The 16139-nt window shown below is 63.0% G+C and carries 13 protein-coding genes and 1 pseudogene; 11 read left to right on the top strand and 3 right to left on the bottom strand.

Annotated features, from left to right (window positions below; genetic code table 11):
• Positions 1–326: 326 nt before the first annotated feature.
• The gene (locus tag IPF49_16990; protein MBK6289296.1) at positions 327–2120 is read right to left on the bottom strand and encodes a class I SAM-dependent methyltransferase; all 1794 of its coding nucleotides are present in this window, start codon (positions 2118–2120) and stop codon (positions 327–329) included.
• Positions 2121–2613: 493 nt separating this feature from the next.
• Here IPF49_16990 and IPF49_16985 point away from each other — a divergent pair, with 493 nt between their 5' ends.
• The 8 genes from IPF49_16985 (at position 2614) to IPF49_16950 (ending at position 10776) form a co-directional block, all read left to right on the top strand.
• Entirely contained in the window at positions 2614–3495 is an 882-nt protein-coding gene (locus tag IPF49_16985; GenBank protein ID MBK6289295.1) for a hypothetical protein, read from the top strand.
• Between the two features lie 67 nt (positions 3496–3562).
• Positions 3563–4567 carry a hypothetical protein gene (locus tag IPF49_16980; GenBank protein MBK6289294.1) on the top strand — a complete coding sequence of 335 codons (1005 nt, stop codon included), beginning with the start codon at positions 3563–3565 and terminating at the stop codon, positions 4565–4567.
• A 2-nt stretch (positions 4568–4569) separates the two neighbouring features.
• Positions 4570–5496 (top strand): hypothetical protein, encoded by a 927-nt coding sequence (locus IPF49_16975; GenBank protein ID MBK6289293.1) that lies wholly within the window; start codon positions 4570–4572, stop codon positions 5494–5496.
• Entirely contained in the window at positions 5496–6641 is a 1146-nt protein-coding gene (locus IPF49_16970; GenBank protein ID MBK6289292.1) for a mitochondrial fission ELM1 family protein, read from the top strand. Before IPF49_16975 ends, IPF49_16970 begins: the two co-directional genes overlap by 1 nt.
• Before the next feature lie 162 nt (positions 6642–6803).
• A complete protein-coding gene (locus IPF49_16965; GenBank protein ID MBK6289291.1) occupies positions 6804–8429 on the top strand; it encodes an aldolase in 1626 nt (541 codons plus the stop codon).
• Positions 8413–9156, top strand: coding sequence for a 3-deoxy-manno-octulosonate cytidylyltransferase (locus IPF49_16960; GenBank protein ID MBK6289290.1), 744 nt, complete (start codon positions 8413–8415; stop codon positions 9154–9156). Before IPF49_16965 ends, IPF49_16960 begins: the two co-directional genes overlap by 17 nt.
• The gene (locus IPF49_16955; GenBank protein ID MBK6289289.1) at positions 9137–9835 is read left to right on the top strand and encodes an HAD family hydrolase; all 699 of its coding nucleotides are present in this window, start codon (positions 9137–9139) and stop codon (positions 9833–9835) included. Before IPF49_16960 ends, IPF49_16955 begins: the two co-directional genes overlap by 20 nt.
• Positions 9832–10776, top strand: a complete 945-nt coding sequence (locus tag IPF49_16950; GenBank protein MBK6289288.1) for a hypothetical protein — start codon at positions 9832–9834, stop codon at positions 10774–10776. The genes IPF49_16955 and IPF49_16950 overlap by 4 nt, the downstream gene beginning before the upstream one ends.
• A gap of 36 nt (positions 10777–10812) precedes the next feature.
• Here the strand turns inward: IPF49_16950 and IPF49_16945 are convergent, their stop codons facing one another.
• Positions 10813–11565, bottom strand: coding sequence for a hypothetical protein (locus IPF49_16945; GenBank protein ID MBK6289287.1), 753 nt, complete (start codon positions 11563–11565; stop codon positions 10813–10815).
• Positions 11566–11884: 319 nt separating this feature from the next.
• Between IPF49_16945 and IPF49_16940 the strand changes: the two genes are divergently transcribed.
• Both IPF49_16940 and IPF49_16935 read left to right on the top strand, forming a co-directional pair.
• Positions 11885–12817: a sulfotransferase domain-containing protein gene (locus tag IPF49_16940; protein ID MBK6289286.1), complete on the top strand. Its 933-nt coding sequence runs from the start codon at positions 11885–11887 to the stop codon at positions 12815–12817.
• An 81-nt stretch (positions 12818–12898) separates the two neighbouring features.
• Positions 12899–13846: a hypothetical protein gene (locus tag IPF49_16935; protein ID MBK6289285.1), complete on the top strand. Its 948-nt coding sequence runs from the start codon at positions 12899–12901 to the stop codon at positions 13844–13846.
• A gap of 6 nt (positions 13847–13852) precedes the next feature.
• Here IPF49_16935 and IPF49_16930 read toward each other — a convergent pair whose 3' ends face one another.
• The gene (locus IPF49_16930) at positions 13853–14887 is read right to left on the bottom strand and encodes a mitochondrial fission ELM1 family protein (GenBank protein ID MBK6289284.1); all 1035 of its coding nucleotides are present in this window, start codon (positions 14885–14887) and stop codon (positions 13853–13855) included.
• A 193-nt stretch (positions 14888–15080) separates the two neighbouring features.
• Here IPF49_16930 and lptF point away from each other — a divergent pair.
• Positions 15081–15968: pseudogene (gene lptF / locus IPF49_16925) on the top strand (LPS export ABC transporter permease LptF).
• The last annotated feature ends 171 nt before the right edge of the window (positions 15969–16139 follow it).

Below are 16139 nucleotides of genomic sequence, written 5' to 3'. Positions count from 1 at the left end.
CTGTACTAACTGGACAATTGTCTTGCGTAACTCCGTGTTGCGATCCAGGCGCGGCTGATACCGCAACGCACTCGCGCTCATGTTCACCCTGCGCAACGCGTGCCGCTCCGTCAGTCCCCTGCTCGTGAACCACCGCACCAACTCTCGCCTCGCCGGTGCGATCACCACTTTTTTTCACAACGCCTCGCGAGTCACCTCCATGTCGATCATCGATTCGGCCAACAGCTTTTTCAACCGGGCATTCTCGGCCTCAAGTGCCTTCAGACGCTCGGCATCGGAGACGTCCATGCCGCCAGCACATGGATGCGGTTGCGGGACTGGAGCACTCAGCCGGGCACGCCGAGCCGCTCCAGCCATTCGTCGAGAAACGAGACCGGGCGCAATTCCAGCCAGTACTCGCGCCGCGCCGCGAATTCGGCGAAGTCGAGCGCGGCGATGCGCTCGATGTCGATCTCGACCGTGCTGAGGGGTGCGCCGCGCCGCACGATGCCGACCCCGTGATCGGTGTCCAGCACGAAAACCTCGAGATCGGCGCGGTTGGCACGCAGGTGCACGATCGCGCGGTACACATCCCCGGTCCAGGCATTGCCGAATTCGAGATGGCGACGTGCATCGGCCTCGTTGGCGCAGGCCTCCGCGGCATTCTTCGGCAGGCAGTCGTGCAGCGCTATCACGCCGCCCGGCGCAAGGTGGGTTAGCGCGTTGTCGATATCGCGCAGCACCTGCGCGTAGCTGTGCAGCCCGTCGATGAACACCACCTCGACCCCGTCCGCAAGGGCCGTGCGCGCGTGCTGCTCGAAGAATTCGTCGCTGGGTACGGCGAACCAGCGCGTGGCGGCGATGCCCTCCACGCCGCCGGGTACCGCGAAGGCCGGGTCCACCGCAACACGCTGCGGCGCATCGATTTGCAGGAAATTCGTCGCGCGCTCCACGCCGATCTCCAGATAGCGCTGCGCGCCGAGCCGGCGGATGATCCGCTGCACGATCGTGGTGCGGTTGACGAGTCCCTCGGCGAGTTGCGCCTCGCGCGCCTCGGCCAGCGCCTGCAGCCCGGCAGCGCGCTGCGCGGTGCCGAGCAATGCGACCGCACGGTGCAGGCGATAGTCGAGCTCCCCGGGCCGGCGGCGCAGAAGACTCGCCCAGGCGCAGCTGCCGAGCGTGAAGCACTGCTCGCTGAAACACGCCTCGCCGATGCGACCCAGCGTGGCGGGTTTCAGCGTGTCCAGGCCACGCTCGAAATAGCCCTGCTCGCCGGCATTGAGCTTGCGCAGCATCAGCTCGACATTGCGCAGCGCGCCCGGGCCGATCGGTGTGATCCCAAGCAGCTGCAGCGCAGGCTCGAGCGCGGCACCGGGGCTGCCGAGCGCGCATAGCACGCCGACCTGGCGCTGGCGCAGGTAGGCATTGTCCGGGAAGCGCGCCAGGCCCTCGCGCAACACGGCGGCAGCGGCGGCGAGATCGCCACCGCGCGCCTCGATCAGGTCGAGGTGGGCGTAAAAACCGGGCAACACCTCGCCGCCGCGCGATTGCGGATCGCGGTACTGGCGTTCGGCGAGCTTGCGATCCTCGAACACCGGTAGTGCCGAATCGCCAGCGCCGCCGCTGCGTGGCTTCTGCAGCAGCGCGAAGCTGTCCTGCCACTGGCCGAGGCCCCAGTCGGTGAACACCTCGACCACCGCGAGGCCCGCGTGACGTGCGAGCGCCCGCATCCCGTCCGGGTAGAAGCGCCAGCAGTCCACCGGGTGGCGGTGCTCGGGGCCCGCCGAGGGCACCACCAGGCAGGCCACGCCGCCGCCGCGCAGCACGCGCGCGATCTGTTCCATCGTGAGCCATGGAAACTCCACATGCTCCAGGGTCTGCCCCGAAATCAGCACATCGATACTGGATTCGGGCAGCCCGTCCCACCGGTACGGGTCCGCGACCACCAGGTCGACATTGGGGCCCGGCTCGATATCCAGCCCGCGATAGCGCCACGCAGGCGCATCGAAGAATCGCCGGTAGGTGCGCATGCCGTCGACGTTGCGCGCGCCGAGGTCGACGATCTCGAGCGCCGATGCGCGGTGCGCGCCGAGGTAATCACGGCAAAAGGCCTCGATCTTGCGCAATGAGGAATCGTGCATACGGGATCCGGTTCAGGTAAATACAGGAAGGATAAAGCCCCTCCCCGACCGAAACCAAGCCTCTGGGACGGCTGAGGCTCGGTGTCCTGTCGGGTGCCCAGCCCGCGAGCGGCGCCCCCCGCCGCGCCCGGGCGCCATCAGCGAAACGGATTTCATGATCGTCACCGGCAGGGTGCGAGGCACATAGCCCGGGCCGGACGACTACGAGTAAGCCCGCCGCAGTTTATTTCCCGGTGTGCAGCAGCGTGTACGGCGCCTCCACCCGAACACACTGACAACCGCTAATGCGCTGTAATACAATGCCTTTCAGCGCTTCATGTGTAGTGTCGCAATGCCAGCCGACGCATTGATTGGAATTTGCCAATCAATGGGTTGCTGGTTCGAGCCCGGCAGGCGGAGCCATATTGACGAGGGGGTTGGCACGAGCCAGCCCCTTTTCGTTTGTGCGTTACAAAGACACAATGATCGCCTCGCGGATCACGGAGGAAGGCATTTGTTGTTGGCAACTCGGCGGCTGGGGCTGGTGGCGTTTGCGTGGCTGATTTGTCAGACAGGCCATGCGACGGCAAACGCATGCTGGAAGGAACTGCATTTCGCGGCAAGCAACTCCTGGGTCGCCGCGACGACGGTCATCCAATACCAGACCATGGCAACCGCCACTGCCGTCGCGGAACTGCAGGGCGCGACCGCTCTTCCCGTGTTGCCGGCGACGTCTTCCGCTATCGGGAAAATTCACGTCACCTTCAGTGCCGCACGCAGCCAGGGCGAGCTCGACACATGGTTCGACCCGGGCAACGGTGCGGTATTGCAGAGCCTGCGCACCACCCAGGGCCGCGACCGCAGGCAGAAACTGTACCGTTTCGCGAGCGATGGAGTATGGCGCGAGCGCCGCGAACCGGCGCCCGCATCGGGCTGGATCCCGACCAACAGCAGGCAGATCGCGTATCCGGTAACGATCAGCACCGATGATCCGGTGATCACTCCGCTGATGCTGATCGATCATGCTGCCAGGCTGGTGCGCGATGCGCAGACAAACTCCTCCACGCACCTGGTATTCACCGACACCCAACTCTATCGGGTCACGCTTGAACTCGGCCCCGAGCAGAATCTCGCGGCGAAATTCACTCTGGTCGAGGATGGCCGGGAAACGCCGATGAACGAATCCCGCGCCGCGCGGCGTGTTTCGATCAACGCACAATTGCTCGGCACGGAACCCGAACAGGACCGCTTCAGCCTGCTCGAACTGAGCGGCGAACTGGCGATCGACATCGATGTTCGCACGGCGATACCACTGCGCATCCAGGGCTCCACCTACCTTGGAGTCGTGCCCGTGGCAATCACGAAGGCGGTACTCGAGCGGAACTGCCAGCCATGACCCTGGCGGTCGCGGCGCATCGCTATACTTCGCTGATCGAAAGCGTTCGCACCGAAAACGAAAATCCATGATCAATGAAACCCCTGCGACGCTTTCCGCAACCCCGCAGGCTGTTCGCCTCGGAATGATCTCCAATCCCAACAGCGGCCGGAATCGCCGCCACCTGAGCAGCATCAGCGCAATGCTGGATCTGACCCCCGGCGCCTTCCATATCGTCACTGCGCGCAGCGAGGACATTGCGCTCGCCATGACCGAGCTGGGACGCGCAGGCGTCAATGTGCTGGCCATCAACGGTGGCGACGGCAGCGTGGCGCATGTACTGGGTGAACTGGTGACGGGAACCGCGTTCGAATCACCGCCTCTGCTGTGCGCACTGCCGGGCGGCACCACCAACGTGACCGTCGGCGACGTGGGAATACGCGGCAGTCTCCAGGGATCGGTGCTGAAACTGCTGGCCTGGGCGCGAGGCGTGCAACGCGGCGCACGGATAGTCCAGCGTCCGATAATCAGCGTGCGCAATGCCACCGGTGAATCGCTCGGTTGCGGCCTGGTGTTTGGCGTGGGTGCCGTGGTTGACGGTATTGAATACTGGCACGAGCAGGTAAGATCGCGCGGCATGCGCAGTGAATTCAGTTCGGGAGTCGCGATGATCCGCACCTTGTGGGGCATGATGCGCGGGCACGAGGGATTTGCCCGGCCGCTCGAGATACACATCAGCACACCAGGTTGCGCTGCTCCGCTCGATGGCGAATTCATGCTGCTGGTCATCAGCACACTGCAGCGTTTGTTTCTCGGCATCCACCCGTTCTGGGGTCCGGGCGAGGAAGCCTTGCGTATCACCGCCATCGAGCGCGGTGCGCAGCAGTTCATGCGTTCGCTTCCCTCCGTGCTGCGCGGCCGCCCCGCGCAATGCGTGCGCGCGGATACCGGTTATCACAGCGCCCGGCTGGATTCGGTTCAGCTCGATTTCAACGGCGCGTTCACGCTCGACGGCGAACTGCACCACGTCGCACCGGGCAGCGGTCCGCTGCACGTGGGCGTGGCCGGCAACGCACGTTTCCTGAGAATCTAGCCGTGGAGCCATTCGGCCCGGCTTTCGAAGGCGACGAACAGGCTCGCGCGGCTCTCGACGCATTGCTCGAATCACTGCAGCAACGGCACAAGGGCAGCGTGCTGGCGGTGCTGTTCTACGGATCCTGTCTGCGCAGCGGCGATCTGTTCGACGGGCTGGTCGATCTCTACGTGATCGTCAGCGGGTATCGGCAGGCACACACCCATTTCCTGAGTGCGTTCGCCAACCGCGTGCTGGCCCCGAATGTCTATTATCTCCAGCGAGCTGTCGGGGAGGGCAGCGTGCGCTGCAAGTACGCCGTGCTGTCCATCGGGGATCTCGAACGCGGGGTATCGCGCAAGTGGTTCGAATCCTATATCTGGGGTCGTTTCAGTCAACCGGTTGCACTGGCATTCAGCGCCGACGACACCACCCGCGACAGGGTGCGCAGCTGCCTTCGCCGCGCGGTCATCACGCTGCTCGATCGCACGCTGCCGTGCGCGCCGCCGAACGGCACGATCAGTGAATTGTGGGAGCGCGGACTCGTACTGAGCTACGCGACCGAACTGCGCGCCGAGGGCAGCCGACGACCCTCGACCCTGGTCGAATACGGCGCCGGTTTTTTTCAGCAGGCAACCGAAGCAGTAGCGGTGCAATTGCGCTGGTCGTTTGAAGTCGATGGCCGCAACTACCGTGCAGCGCCGCCAGACCGCGTTCGCCAACACGCAAGACTGGCCTGGGCCCTGCGCCGCGCATCCGGCAAATTGCTGTCGGTATTGCGCTTGTTCAAAGCCCTGTTCACCTTCGAGGGCGGTTTCGATTACATTGCCTGGAAGCTTGAGCGGCACAGCGGAAAGGTGATCACCATCCCCCCGAAGGTGCGCAAGTATCCGCTGCTGTTCGTCTGGGGCTTCATGTGGCGGCTCTATCGCGACGGAGTGCTGCGCTGATGCCGTGTGAGGACACCAAATCCCCGTCGCCCGCGCGGCCCCTGATCTGGCTGCTGCTCTCCGACAAGCAGGGAGACAACAAGCAGGTTTTCAGCCTGGCCGACCGCCTCGGTTGCGCCTACGAGACCCGGTTCGTGTTTCCGAAGCCCGGTTTCGTCAAGGGAAAGCCGTGGTTTCGCCCGTCCATCGCCCATATCGACCTCGAACGATCCGACCGCCTTGGCGCACCCTGGCCCGACCTCATCATCACGATCGGGCGTCGTCCGGGAATGGTGGCGCTGTGGATCCGGGCCCGGTCGAAGCGCCACACGCGGATCATCCTGATTGGCCGCCAGCCACGCTATCTGCGTGAATTCGCGCTGGTGATTTCATCGTGCCAGTACATCACCGCCGATGACCCCAGGATCATGCGTATCGCGCTGCCGCTGGACAACGAGCCGCAGCGCGGCCGCCAGCCGGATTTGCCGCCGGGCAGCGCGCAATCAACCCCGGGAGCCGGCGAGCTGGCCGTATTGATCGGCGGCCCAACGCGCAGCTTCAGGCTTGGCGAAGCCGAGGCAATGGAGTTGCTGAAACTCGCCTGCGAGCAGCGGGCAGCGGCAGCGATACGTTTCGTGACCAGCCGCCGAACGCCCGCGGCGGTGGTCGCCTGGATAGCCGGCAACCTGCCTCCCCACGCCCGCCTCTGCCAATGGAGTGCGGGAGCGCACACCACCTCCGATTATGCGAATGCGCTGGCGCAATGCGATCGCTTCATCGTGACCGGTGACAGCATCTCGATGATCTGCGACGTGGTGCGCGAGGGCAAGGCACTGGCGATCTATCGACTTCCGTTCAGGAACGCCATCTACGATTACTGGCATCGGTTCATCCTCGCGGTCGCGCCGATCGATGACGGGCACGTTCGTAGCGGTCTGCTCGCCGCACTGCTCAAACGCGTCGTCGATTCACGGATAATTCGCCTGCCGCGAAGTTTTGACGCGTTCTATTCCTATCTCGAGCAGAACGGTTGTGCGTCGGATATCCGCCGCGGATTCCTGCCATCGGGCAAGTTCATGCCGGAGCAGGATCTGGAGCGCGCCACGGAGCGGACCCGTGCGGTGCTGGCGATGACGGGCGAGTCGCCTGCCCGCGATGCACGTTGATACCGGTGACAACCGGCCCTCGATGGACACAATTTCTACCGTCTGACGGGGGTGGCCGCTCCCGGATACGACCCATATAATGCAGGCACTGGCCAACGGGACGCCACGGCATGAAAACTGCAGCTTTCATGCGCCTCCCGGCCCATCCTGGTATGCATGACCATGACGCTCCGTATACTCGACTGCACCCTCCGCGACGGCGGCTATTACAACAACTGGTGTTTCCCGCGCGAACTGACCGAGGAGTATCTGCGGGCCATGGCTGCCGCGCAGGTCGATATCGTCGAGATCGGTTTCCGCAATTTCCCGCAGGCCAGCTTTCTGGGCCCTCACGCCTACTCCACCGATGCGTTTCTCGGCACCCTGGATATTCCCGCCAGCCTGTCGCTTGCCGTCATGGTGGACGCAAAATCGCTGCTGGGCGGTGAGGATGATCCGGTGCGCCGGGTGGATGCGCTGTTTCAACCACGTGCCGGGTCACGGGTCGAGTGGGTACGAATTGCCGCCCATCTCGGGGAAATAGCCCATTGCCAGGCCGTGGTGGCGCGGCTCGTCGAGCTTGGCTACAAGGTCGGGCTCAACATGATGCAGGCCGCTGGCAAACCGTCCGGGTACCTCACCGAGCTTGCGCAAATGCTGCAATCCTGGGGCTCGCTGGATGTCCTGTATTTTGCCGATTCGTTCGGCTCGATGAATCCGAGCGAAGTAGGACAGGTGATCGAGGCATTGGCGGGCGGCTGGCAAGGTGAAGTGGGAATCCACGCCCACAACAACAAGTCCCTGGCGATACAGAACACGCTCGCCGCGATCGATTGCGGCGCGAGCTTCGTGGATGCCACGGTAACCGGAATGGGACGGGGCGCGGGCAACGCGGAACTCGAGATACTGCTGTGCGAACTCGAAGCGCGCGGCCTGAAACAATCGCGGCTGGAGGAACTGACCTCGGTATGCGTTGACGGTTTCCAGCCGCTCAAGGATCAATACGGCTGGGGTGCGAGTTTTTTCTATCACTATTCCGCGCTGCACCAGATCCATCCGATGTTTGCGCAGACGCTGATAACGGACCCGCGCTACAGCCCGCGCGAGAAATTTTCCGCGCTGCAATCCCTGTCCGGGCGCAATTCGACCAGCTTCAGCCAGAACGAGATCGAGCGTTCGCTGCATTCGTTCCGCGATGACCGGCCTCTCGACGAACACGCGCCCGACACCGACCTCAGCCCGTTTGCCGGTGCCGATGTGATGCTGATCGGCGCAGGCGGCAGCGTCCAGCAATACGCACCCGACATCGAACTGTTCATCCGCGAGCACCATCCCCTGGTGGTCACGCTGAACCATCAGGCCGCGATCGACAGCACGCTGGTGGACCGCATCATCTGCGTGGATCAGTTCCGCTTGCTGTACGAGGCGGATTTTCTTGCCGCCTGCGGCAAGCCGATCTACTCCGCGAAACGCTTTCAGGATGCCGCCATGCAACAAAAGCTCGCGGCGACCGAGATGCACGAGTACGACTGCGTGATGCAGTCCGAGCATTTCGAGGCGCGCGCCAACGGCTGCATCATCCCGGTGCCACTGGCATTTGCGTACGCCTTGGCGCTGTGCATCGCGGGCAAGGCGAAGAGGATATTCCTGGTCGGTTTCGACGGCTTTCATGCCGATGACTCGCGCCAGTCGGAAATGCTGCAGCTGCTGAGAATCGTGACACCCGTGTGCGGTGAGGTCTCCCTGACCGCGCTCACGCCCACCAACTATCCCGTGCTGCAGGGCTCGATCTATGCCAGCTACCGGTAGTTCCGATCATGCCATCGTGATTCCGGCGCGCTTTGCCTCCTCGCGCTTTCCGGGCAAGCCGCTGGCCGATATCCTCGGCAAGCCGATGATCCGCCACGTATGGGAGCGCTGCATTGCGACCACGTCGGCAGAGCATGTCTACGTGGCTACCGATGATCCGCGAATAAAGACTGTCTGCGAAGGATTCGGGGCGCGGGTGCTGATGACCTCCCCCGACTGCCTCACCGGCACCGACCGGGTTGCCGAGGCGGCGCTGGGGCTCGACTACGACTTCCTGGTCAACGTGCAGGGTGACGAGCCGATACTGGACCCCGCCGACATCATCGCCGTGGTCGGTGCCTACCGGCGTTACGGCGGCGCGGTCGTCAACGCGATGACCGCGATCCGCGACGAGCGGGATTACTGGTCCCGGCACGTCCCCAAGGTCGTCGCCACGCACGATGCCCGGTTGCTGTACATGAGCCGCGCGGCGATTCCCGCCAACAAGGGTGGCGTCTTCGAAAAAGCCTGGAAGCAGGTGTGCATCTACTGCTTTTCGCCGGCGCAGCTGGCAGCCTATACGGCGGTGAGTGCCAAGGGGGCGATAGAGCGCATCGAGGATATCGAAATCCTGCGTTTTCTCGACCTGGGCATAGAGGTGCGCATGGTCGAACTGGACTCGGCGAGCATTGCCGTAGATACGCCCGAGGATCTCGAGCGCGTGCTCCATGCACTTCGCGCTCGCTGAATATGCCACGCTGGTGTTCGATTGCGATGGAGTGATCCTCGACTCCAATGCAATAAAGAGCGCGGCCTTTCTGACGGTCAGCGCGGCTTTTGGCCCATCCGTTTCCGCGGCTTTTGTCGATTATCACCAGCGCCACGGCGGCATCAGTCGCAATGCGAAGTTTGCCTATCTGCTCGACGTACTGCTCGAGGTGCCCGCGGCCGATCGGGAGCGCCTCCTGGAACAGTTGCTGCGCGATTACGCGGACATCTGTGCCCGCGAACTGCTGCGCTGCCGGCTGATCCCCGGCGTCGCGGCACTGCTCGCGGCAATCCCGCAAAAAGTCGTGGCACACGTGGTTACCGGTGGTGCCGAGAACGAAGTGCGCTCGGTATTCCGCGCGCGCGACCTCGATCGGTACTTTGCTTCGATACGCGGCAGCCCGACCCCCAAGCGCGACAACATGCACGCCCTTCGCGAGGCCGCTGCGTTCCGCGGCCGATCCGTTTATTTCGGTGACGCCGAGCTCGACATGCAGTTGGCCGAAGAGTTCGGTCTCGATTTCATCTATGTCTACGGCGCATCGGACTGGCACGACGGCCGGGAGCGGTGTATCCATCGCCAGATCGCGGATTTCAGGGAGCTCGGGTTCCATGACCCCGATGAATCGACAGCCCGCGCGGAGGAAGTCCGGACATGACCGTGAACCTGTTTGTACTGAGCACCGGCTTTCAATATTATTTTTCGACGTTGCTGATCGAGCACCTCGGACTGGAGCAGGTCTCCTACGCGATGTACCAGCCGCGCGAAGGCATCGAGCGCCGCGCTGCGCTGCGTTATCCGGTGGTGCATGTCGATGCCAGCGACCCGCTCACCCGGCTCTTCGGCAAGAAAGCCGGCAAGCGCCGCTTTGCGCACCGCGTCTTCGGCGAGCTCGGGTTGCGCGGGCAGCAGGTGCGCGTGTTCTGCCCCTATTACAATGAGTCGTTTGTCTACGCGCTGCGCAAGCTTCTCGAGCGCAATTGCCCCAGCGTCGAGTACAACATGATTCCCGACGGCGCAGCGCTGCTGCGGCAGCTGCCGGGCGTTGCCAAGGGGCGCAGGGTACCGGCGTGGCTGTTCCGGTTGTTCATCGGCGTGGAACCGGCGAGCACGCGCCACAAGTCGGGCTCCTACAGTCCCTTTCTCGACAGGATCTATCACTTCGAGGCACGCACCATTCACGCCGACCCGCAAAAGGTGGTGATCGTGCCGCTCGCCCGGTCGCAACAGCCGCCATTCGACGAGGTGCTGGTGCTCGGTGGCCTGCGTGGCATCAGCGAGGCCTTCGTGCTGGCCGCAAGGGAAAAATCCTTCGGGCAGCCGGTGAAATTCCGCATGCACCCGAAGAACCGGCGCGGGATCGAATTCATTGCCACGCACGCTCCGGACTGGATCGAGCTGGAATTGAGCGGCATTCTCGAGGAGCACCTGCTGGCGCATCCGTATCGCATGGTGATCGGCTATTACTCGTCCGCGGTGATGTTCAATCACCTGTTCGTCGGCAACAGCCGCTCCGAATTCATCGTCGATGCCGACAGCGAGGATCCGGATTATCACGTTACCGCGGATGCCTGCGGCATTCCGGTCACGCTGGTCTGACGGAAAACACTGCCGGGCCCGGCAGTAGTGCGGCCCTCAGTACATGCCGAGTTCTTTCTCCGCCACCAACGGCTTGCCCTTGATCAGGCGGGTCATGCGTTTTGTCAGCATCCTGACGCGACGATAATCCTCGAACACGACGATGAACACCTTGCGCAAGGCACCCTCCGGGCATTCGATCGCCCGCACACCGTGCCAGGAATTGCCGCGCCGGGAAAAGATCAGGCTGCGGTTATCCATGGTCTGCGCGGGAACCGCGGAGTCGAAATCCTCGAACGCCGGGCTCGAGTCGACGTCGAAACGCCCGTGGTCATCGAGAATGACCGTTTCGCCGCCCCATGCGGGATCCCAGGAAGGACGCGTATTGAGATAGAAAATATGCGAGCCCAGCTTGGTCCTCGAATCGCAATGCGGCGAGACACTGCAACTGCCCGGCGTGTAGTGCCAGTGGAAACGGAAGCGGAAATGCCGGTGTCCCAGCAGTGAGGCGATGAAGGCCCGGTAACGATCGCCGCGCAACTCGTCTATGAGCTCCTGCCACGGCAAGGGAATGTCAATGCCATCGACGTACTCGAGCACAAAGCGATCGTGATTCTTTTGCCCGTACTTGCGCACCCGCATTGCGTCGATGGCCGAGGTGAACTGACTGACATCGGGAAGGTTCGCCACCAGGCGGGCGAAGCCCGCATCAGTCAGGAAACCGGCCGGATTGATCCACGGAAACGGTTCCGCATGCTGAAACACGGACGGATCCATGGCAGACAGCGCCTTTGCATCGATATATTCCACCGCAACCTCCACACGCCGGCACTGCAACAGCGACGGCAGAAATTCGCAGGTTCCACTGCGGAACTCCGCCGGGGGGTCGAACTCGGTGGCAACCGCCCGGCGCTCCATTCGCAGGGAAATGCTACCAGAGTTGGTGGCGCTTGCCATGTGCATTTGACCGCATCCGGTGGCGTCCGCGAAGCCGGTCCGGGACCTTTCGCGACCTCGATGAAGCGCCGCACAATTACCTTTTCCCGTGCAGGCAAAGTACCGCGGATAGGTAATGAGCAACTTGCGTGCCCGTGCTAGAGTTTTCGCCAACAATTTGACGGCTTTTCAGATGCACACGGTATTCAAGAAAATCTCGCGATTTCTGGTGTTGGGCTTCTGCTTCTGGCTACCGGCCGAGCGCAGGATCCGGCTCGAGCGCAGGATGCGTGGCAAGGAAGAGTTTCGCAAGCTCGAACTGGCCGATTGCGTGGTCGTGTCTTTTGGCAAGAGCGGCCGCACCTGGCTGCGCGTGCTGATCTCGCGCTTCTATCAACTGAAGCACAACCTGCCGGAACACCACCTGATCGGCTTCGACAACCTGCACCGCAAAAACGCCGCGATACCGCGTATCTTCTTTACCCATGACAACTATCTCAAGGATTACACCGGCAACGCGGACTCGAAACGCGACTACTACGGCAAGAAAGTGATCCTGCTGGCGCGCAACCCGCTCGACACCACCGTCTCGCAATACTTCCAGTGGAAGTTCCGCATGCGTCCCGGCAAAAAGGCACTCAACGACTATCCCGAGCACGGCACCGACCTCGGGATCTATCCGTTCATGATGGACGCCGATGCGGGCCTGCCGAAAGTCATCGATTACCTCAACCTGTGGGCCCGCGAAGCACCGAAGTGCGCCGACTTCCTGCTGGTCCGCTACGAGGACATGCGCGCCGATACCGCTGGCACGCTGAAGCGTATCGTGGATTTCATCGGCACTCCGGGTACCGACGAGCAGATTGCCGATGCCGTGCAGTTCGCTTCGGTCGAGAACATGCGCGCCATGGAAACCAGGCGCACGTTCTGGATGAGCGGCAGCCGGCTGGTCGCGAAGGACGCCAGCAACCCCGATTCGTTCAAGGTGCGCAAGGCGAAGGTCGGCGGTTACCGGGACTATTTCGATGACACGCAGGTGCGCGCGATGCACGAATTGGTGAAAAGGGATCTGGCGGAATTCTACAATTTCCCTCTCGAAGAACTGCAAGCCCCGCAATCGGCGTGACATCGTCGAGCAGAGGCCAGGCGATGCGCACAGCCGCATCCGGCGACATCGTGTAACCCGAGCGAAGTGGAGTGTCCTACCATGGAAAATTGCGTTTTCATCCAGACCAACCACAAGCAATACACCGGTGCGCTGGTCGCGCAGCATGCCGTGCGCCGGTATTCGCGGCACAACGACAAATTCGACGTCAGGATCATCGACAAGCGTGATTACCCGTATTTCGATGCGCGCGAAGGGCAGCTCTACCTGCGCGACGGCGTGAAGCGCGTCTGGCTGAACGACGATCTGCAGTCTTTCACCCTTACCCGATTCATGCCACCCGAACTGATGGGCTTCAGGGGACGCGCCGTTGTCATCGACCCCGACGTGTTCGCCTGCGCGGATGTGTGGGATCTTTTCGCGCGCGACATGCAGGGCAAAGCCATCTTCTGCAGGCCGCGTTCCGGCACCAAGGGCCTGATCGACAAATGCCTTGCCACCAGCGCGATGCTGCTCGACTGCTCGAAGCTCGGGCACTGGCACGTCGAGGAACGATTCAATCGGATGTTCGATTTCACTTTCGACTATATGGACTGGATCTGTCTGAAGAGCGAACCGGAAGGAAGCATCGGCCTGTTCGAGAACGAGTGGAACGATTTCGACAGGTTCACCGCCGCCACCCGCATGCTGCATACCACGCGTCGCCGTACCCAGCCGTGGAAGACGGGCCTGCCGGTCGATTACCGCATTGCCGAGCGCTTCCGCCTGTTTCCTCCGGCTGCCTGGCTGATGCGCGCACGCCGCCACCTGTTTGGCGAATACGGCCTGATGGGGCGTTACAAGCAGCATCCGGACCTGAACCAGGAGCGATTCTTCTTCGGGTTGCTGAAGGAGTGCCTCGACACGGGCATCGTGACCGAGAGTTTCCTGCGCGAGGAAATGCGGCAGAATCATGTGCGCCATGACGCGATCGAGGTGCTGAAGGCAACGCCGGATCTGCCACCCGCGCCACAGCACCCGCTTTCCGGTGGGCTGAACCGCGCAGCCTGATCACGCTCAGACGAACAGCGCCGCCACCGCCAGCGCGGCGCGCTGTGCCTGGTCGGCAAGCACAGGGCCCGGATGCCCGGGCCAGCGCTCGCCAAGCCACGCGGCACGCCGCGTATCGAGCAGGTGCTGCAGGATCGTATCGACGTTGCGGCGCATTCGCTGCGGACCGATCGCCATCGCCAGACGATGAGTCAGGGGTTTGAAGCGATAATTGTACGAGCGGCGCCACCAGTCGGCGCCGTCATCCAGGCTGAACAGGTACAGCGGCTTCGCCGTGAAACTGGCCTCGGCAACCATCGACATGCTGTCCGATGTCACCACGAACTGATCGGCCAGCGCCAGGTATCCAAGATAGGGATTGTCGGTGCGCCCGGCCGACCAGCGATGACAATGCACCGGCACGTCTATCGCGGCCAGGAATGCGTCCATCGCCTGCGGCGGGGTACGGGCACTGTCAGTCGCCATGACCGAGCCACCGGCGGAGCGAGCCAGGCCGTTGACCAGGACACCCAGCCTGCGTGCCTTCTGCGGGGTGAATACACTGGCGCCGCTGTTGCCGCCGAGCAGCACCGCGGTTCGCGGTGCTGCATAACACGAGAGTTCCTTCGCCCAGCGCTCGCCTGCCCGCTCGAGCAGCGCAGAGTTCAGGCAGTGCATGGGCAACTCGTTGACCAAAACGTTGCCGCGTTCGGGCAGGCTGTACTGCGGCGTGCTGATGACCAGGTCGAAGGTTTCGATCGGCGCCCACGGGCGCCCCACGTGCACGATGCGCGTGCGGCTTGCGGATTGCTCCCTGATCCAGCGGGCAACCGGTTCATTGCGCCGCCCGGAGCTGATCACCAGTTCCGGCCAGGGCGGTTGCAGGGGGCTGGAACGGCCGCGATCGACCCCGGCCAGGGTCGCGCCGAGCAGCCGATTGCTCAGCAATTCCCAACCCCGGTAGAAAATGCGTTTCTCCTCGCGCGGCCAGCCCAGCGCATCAGCCAGCGCGAGGACCTGGTTATTGTCGCCGGCCTTGTGACCGAGCAGCAGCCACAGCAAGGGACTGCTGCCGCGGCGCGCCGCAGAATTCACGTTACTATCACTCACCCCGGGCAATACTCCTCGGCTCCTGCATTACAATGGCGCAGCGCATGAGCAGGGCCGTTCCAGGCGCCCGCTCCTTGCTTGCGAAGCGTCATGCGCTGCAGCTTGATCTGCCTGGCCACCAACAGCACGGACACCACCGCCGCGCATGCTTATCGAGCGCTATCTCACAACGGAAATCGTCAAGCCCTTCCTCGCCGGGTTGCTGATCCTGGTGACGGTGTTCATCGCGTTCAGCGCCGCAGTACGGCTCGCGGACGCCGCGTCGGGCGAAATCGCCGCTGCGGCGGTGACGCAACTCATCATCCTGAGCACACTCGCTTCGATGGAGGTACTGGTACCGACCACACTCTATCTTGCCATACTGTTCGCGATCGGACGATGGTACAAGGACTCCGAAATGGCAGCACTGGCTGCCGCCGGTGTCGGTGAAATGCAGCTCCTCTGGTCGGTTTTCAAGATCGGCGTGATCGCCGCCGTCATCGTCGCCCTGCTGTCGATCTATGTACGGCCGTGGGCCTATGGCACCAGCTATGCGCTCGAGCAGGCAACCATCAGCCGATTCGACCTGGGCAATATCCCGCCTGGCAGCTTCGTCGACCTCGGCAATGGAGGGTATGTGCTGCATGCGCGTGAAGTCGACAAGGATCGCGACGAGTTGCGCGGCGTTTTCGTGCAGAGAGATCGTCCGGGGCGCTCGCAGGTGATTGCGGCCGAGCGGGCCAGGATCAATGCCATGGACGAAGAAGGATCGCGCTCCGTGGAGTTTTTCGACGGGCATGCCTACCTGCTCGACAAGTCGGGTCCGCACGATATCAACATGCGATTCGCGAGTTTCCTGATCCGTTTTCCCGAAGAGGAACGCATCAGCAAGTTCCGGCGCAAGGCCGTCGATACGGCCACGCTCGGCGCTTCCGATGAACCGAAAGACATTGCGGAATTGCAGTGGCGCCTGAGCACACCGCTGGCAACACTGCTGCTGACACTTCTGGCCGTGCCGCTCAGCCGTGCCAATCCGAGGCAGTCCCGGTTCGCGATTTTGCGGTTGCGGTGCTGGCCTACCTGTTGCTTTTTTCCGCATCCAGCGTGGTGCGCAACTGGCTCGAAAACGGTGATATTCCTGCATTCCCCGGAATGCTCCTCGCCTACGTGCCTTCACTCGCACTGCTGGCACTGCTGCTCGCAATGCCGCGTTTGCGACTGCACG

The organism is Gammaproteobacteria bacterium (assembly GCA_016705365.1).
GTDB lineage: Bacteria > Pseudomonadota > Gammaproteobacteria > Pseudomonadales > UBA5518 > UBA5518.
Note: the sequence above shows the minus strand (reverse complement) of the source record. Positions and strands in the feature narration are given on the sequence as shown.

Coding starts and splice junctions, on each gene's coding strand:
- IPF49_16990 (MBK6289296.1), bottom strand. CDS start 2,120: ATGCACGATTCCTCATTGCGCAAGATCGAGGCCTTTTGCCGTGATTAC.
- IPF49_16980 (MBK6289294.1), top strand. CDS start 3,563: ATGATCAATGAAACCCCTGCGACGCTTTCCGCAACCCCGCAGGCTGTT.
- IPF49_16970 (MBK6289292.1), top strand. CDS start 5,496: ATGCCGTGTGAGGACACCAAATCCCCGTCGCCCGCGCGGCCCCTGATC.
- IPF49_16965 (MBK6289291.1), top strand. CDS start 6,804: ATGACGCTCCGTATACTCGACTGCACCCTCCGCGACGGCGGCTATTAC.
- IPF49_16960 (MBK6289290.1), top strand. CDS start 8,413: ATGCCAGCTACCGGTAGTTCCGATCATGCCATCGTGATTCCGGCGCGC.
- IPF49_16955 (MBK6289289.1), top strand. CDS start 9,137: ATGCACTTCGCGCTCGCTGAATATGCCACGCTGGTGTTCGATTGCGAT.
- IPF49_16950 (MBK6289288.1), top strand. CDS start 9,832: ATGACCGTGAACCTGTTTGTACTGAGCACCGGCTTTCAATATTATTTT.
- IPF49_16940 (MBK6289286.1), top strand. CDS start 11,885: ATGCACACGGTATTCAAGAAAATCTCGCGATTTCTGGTGTTGGGCTTC.
- IPF49_16935 (MBK6289285.1), top strand. CDS start 12,899: ATGGAAAATTGCGTTTTCATCCAGACCAACCACAAGCAATACACCGGT.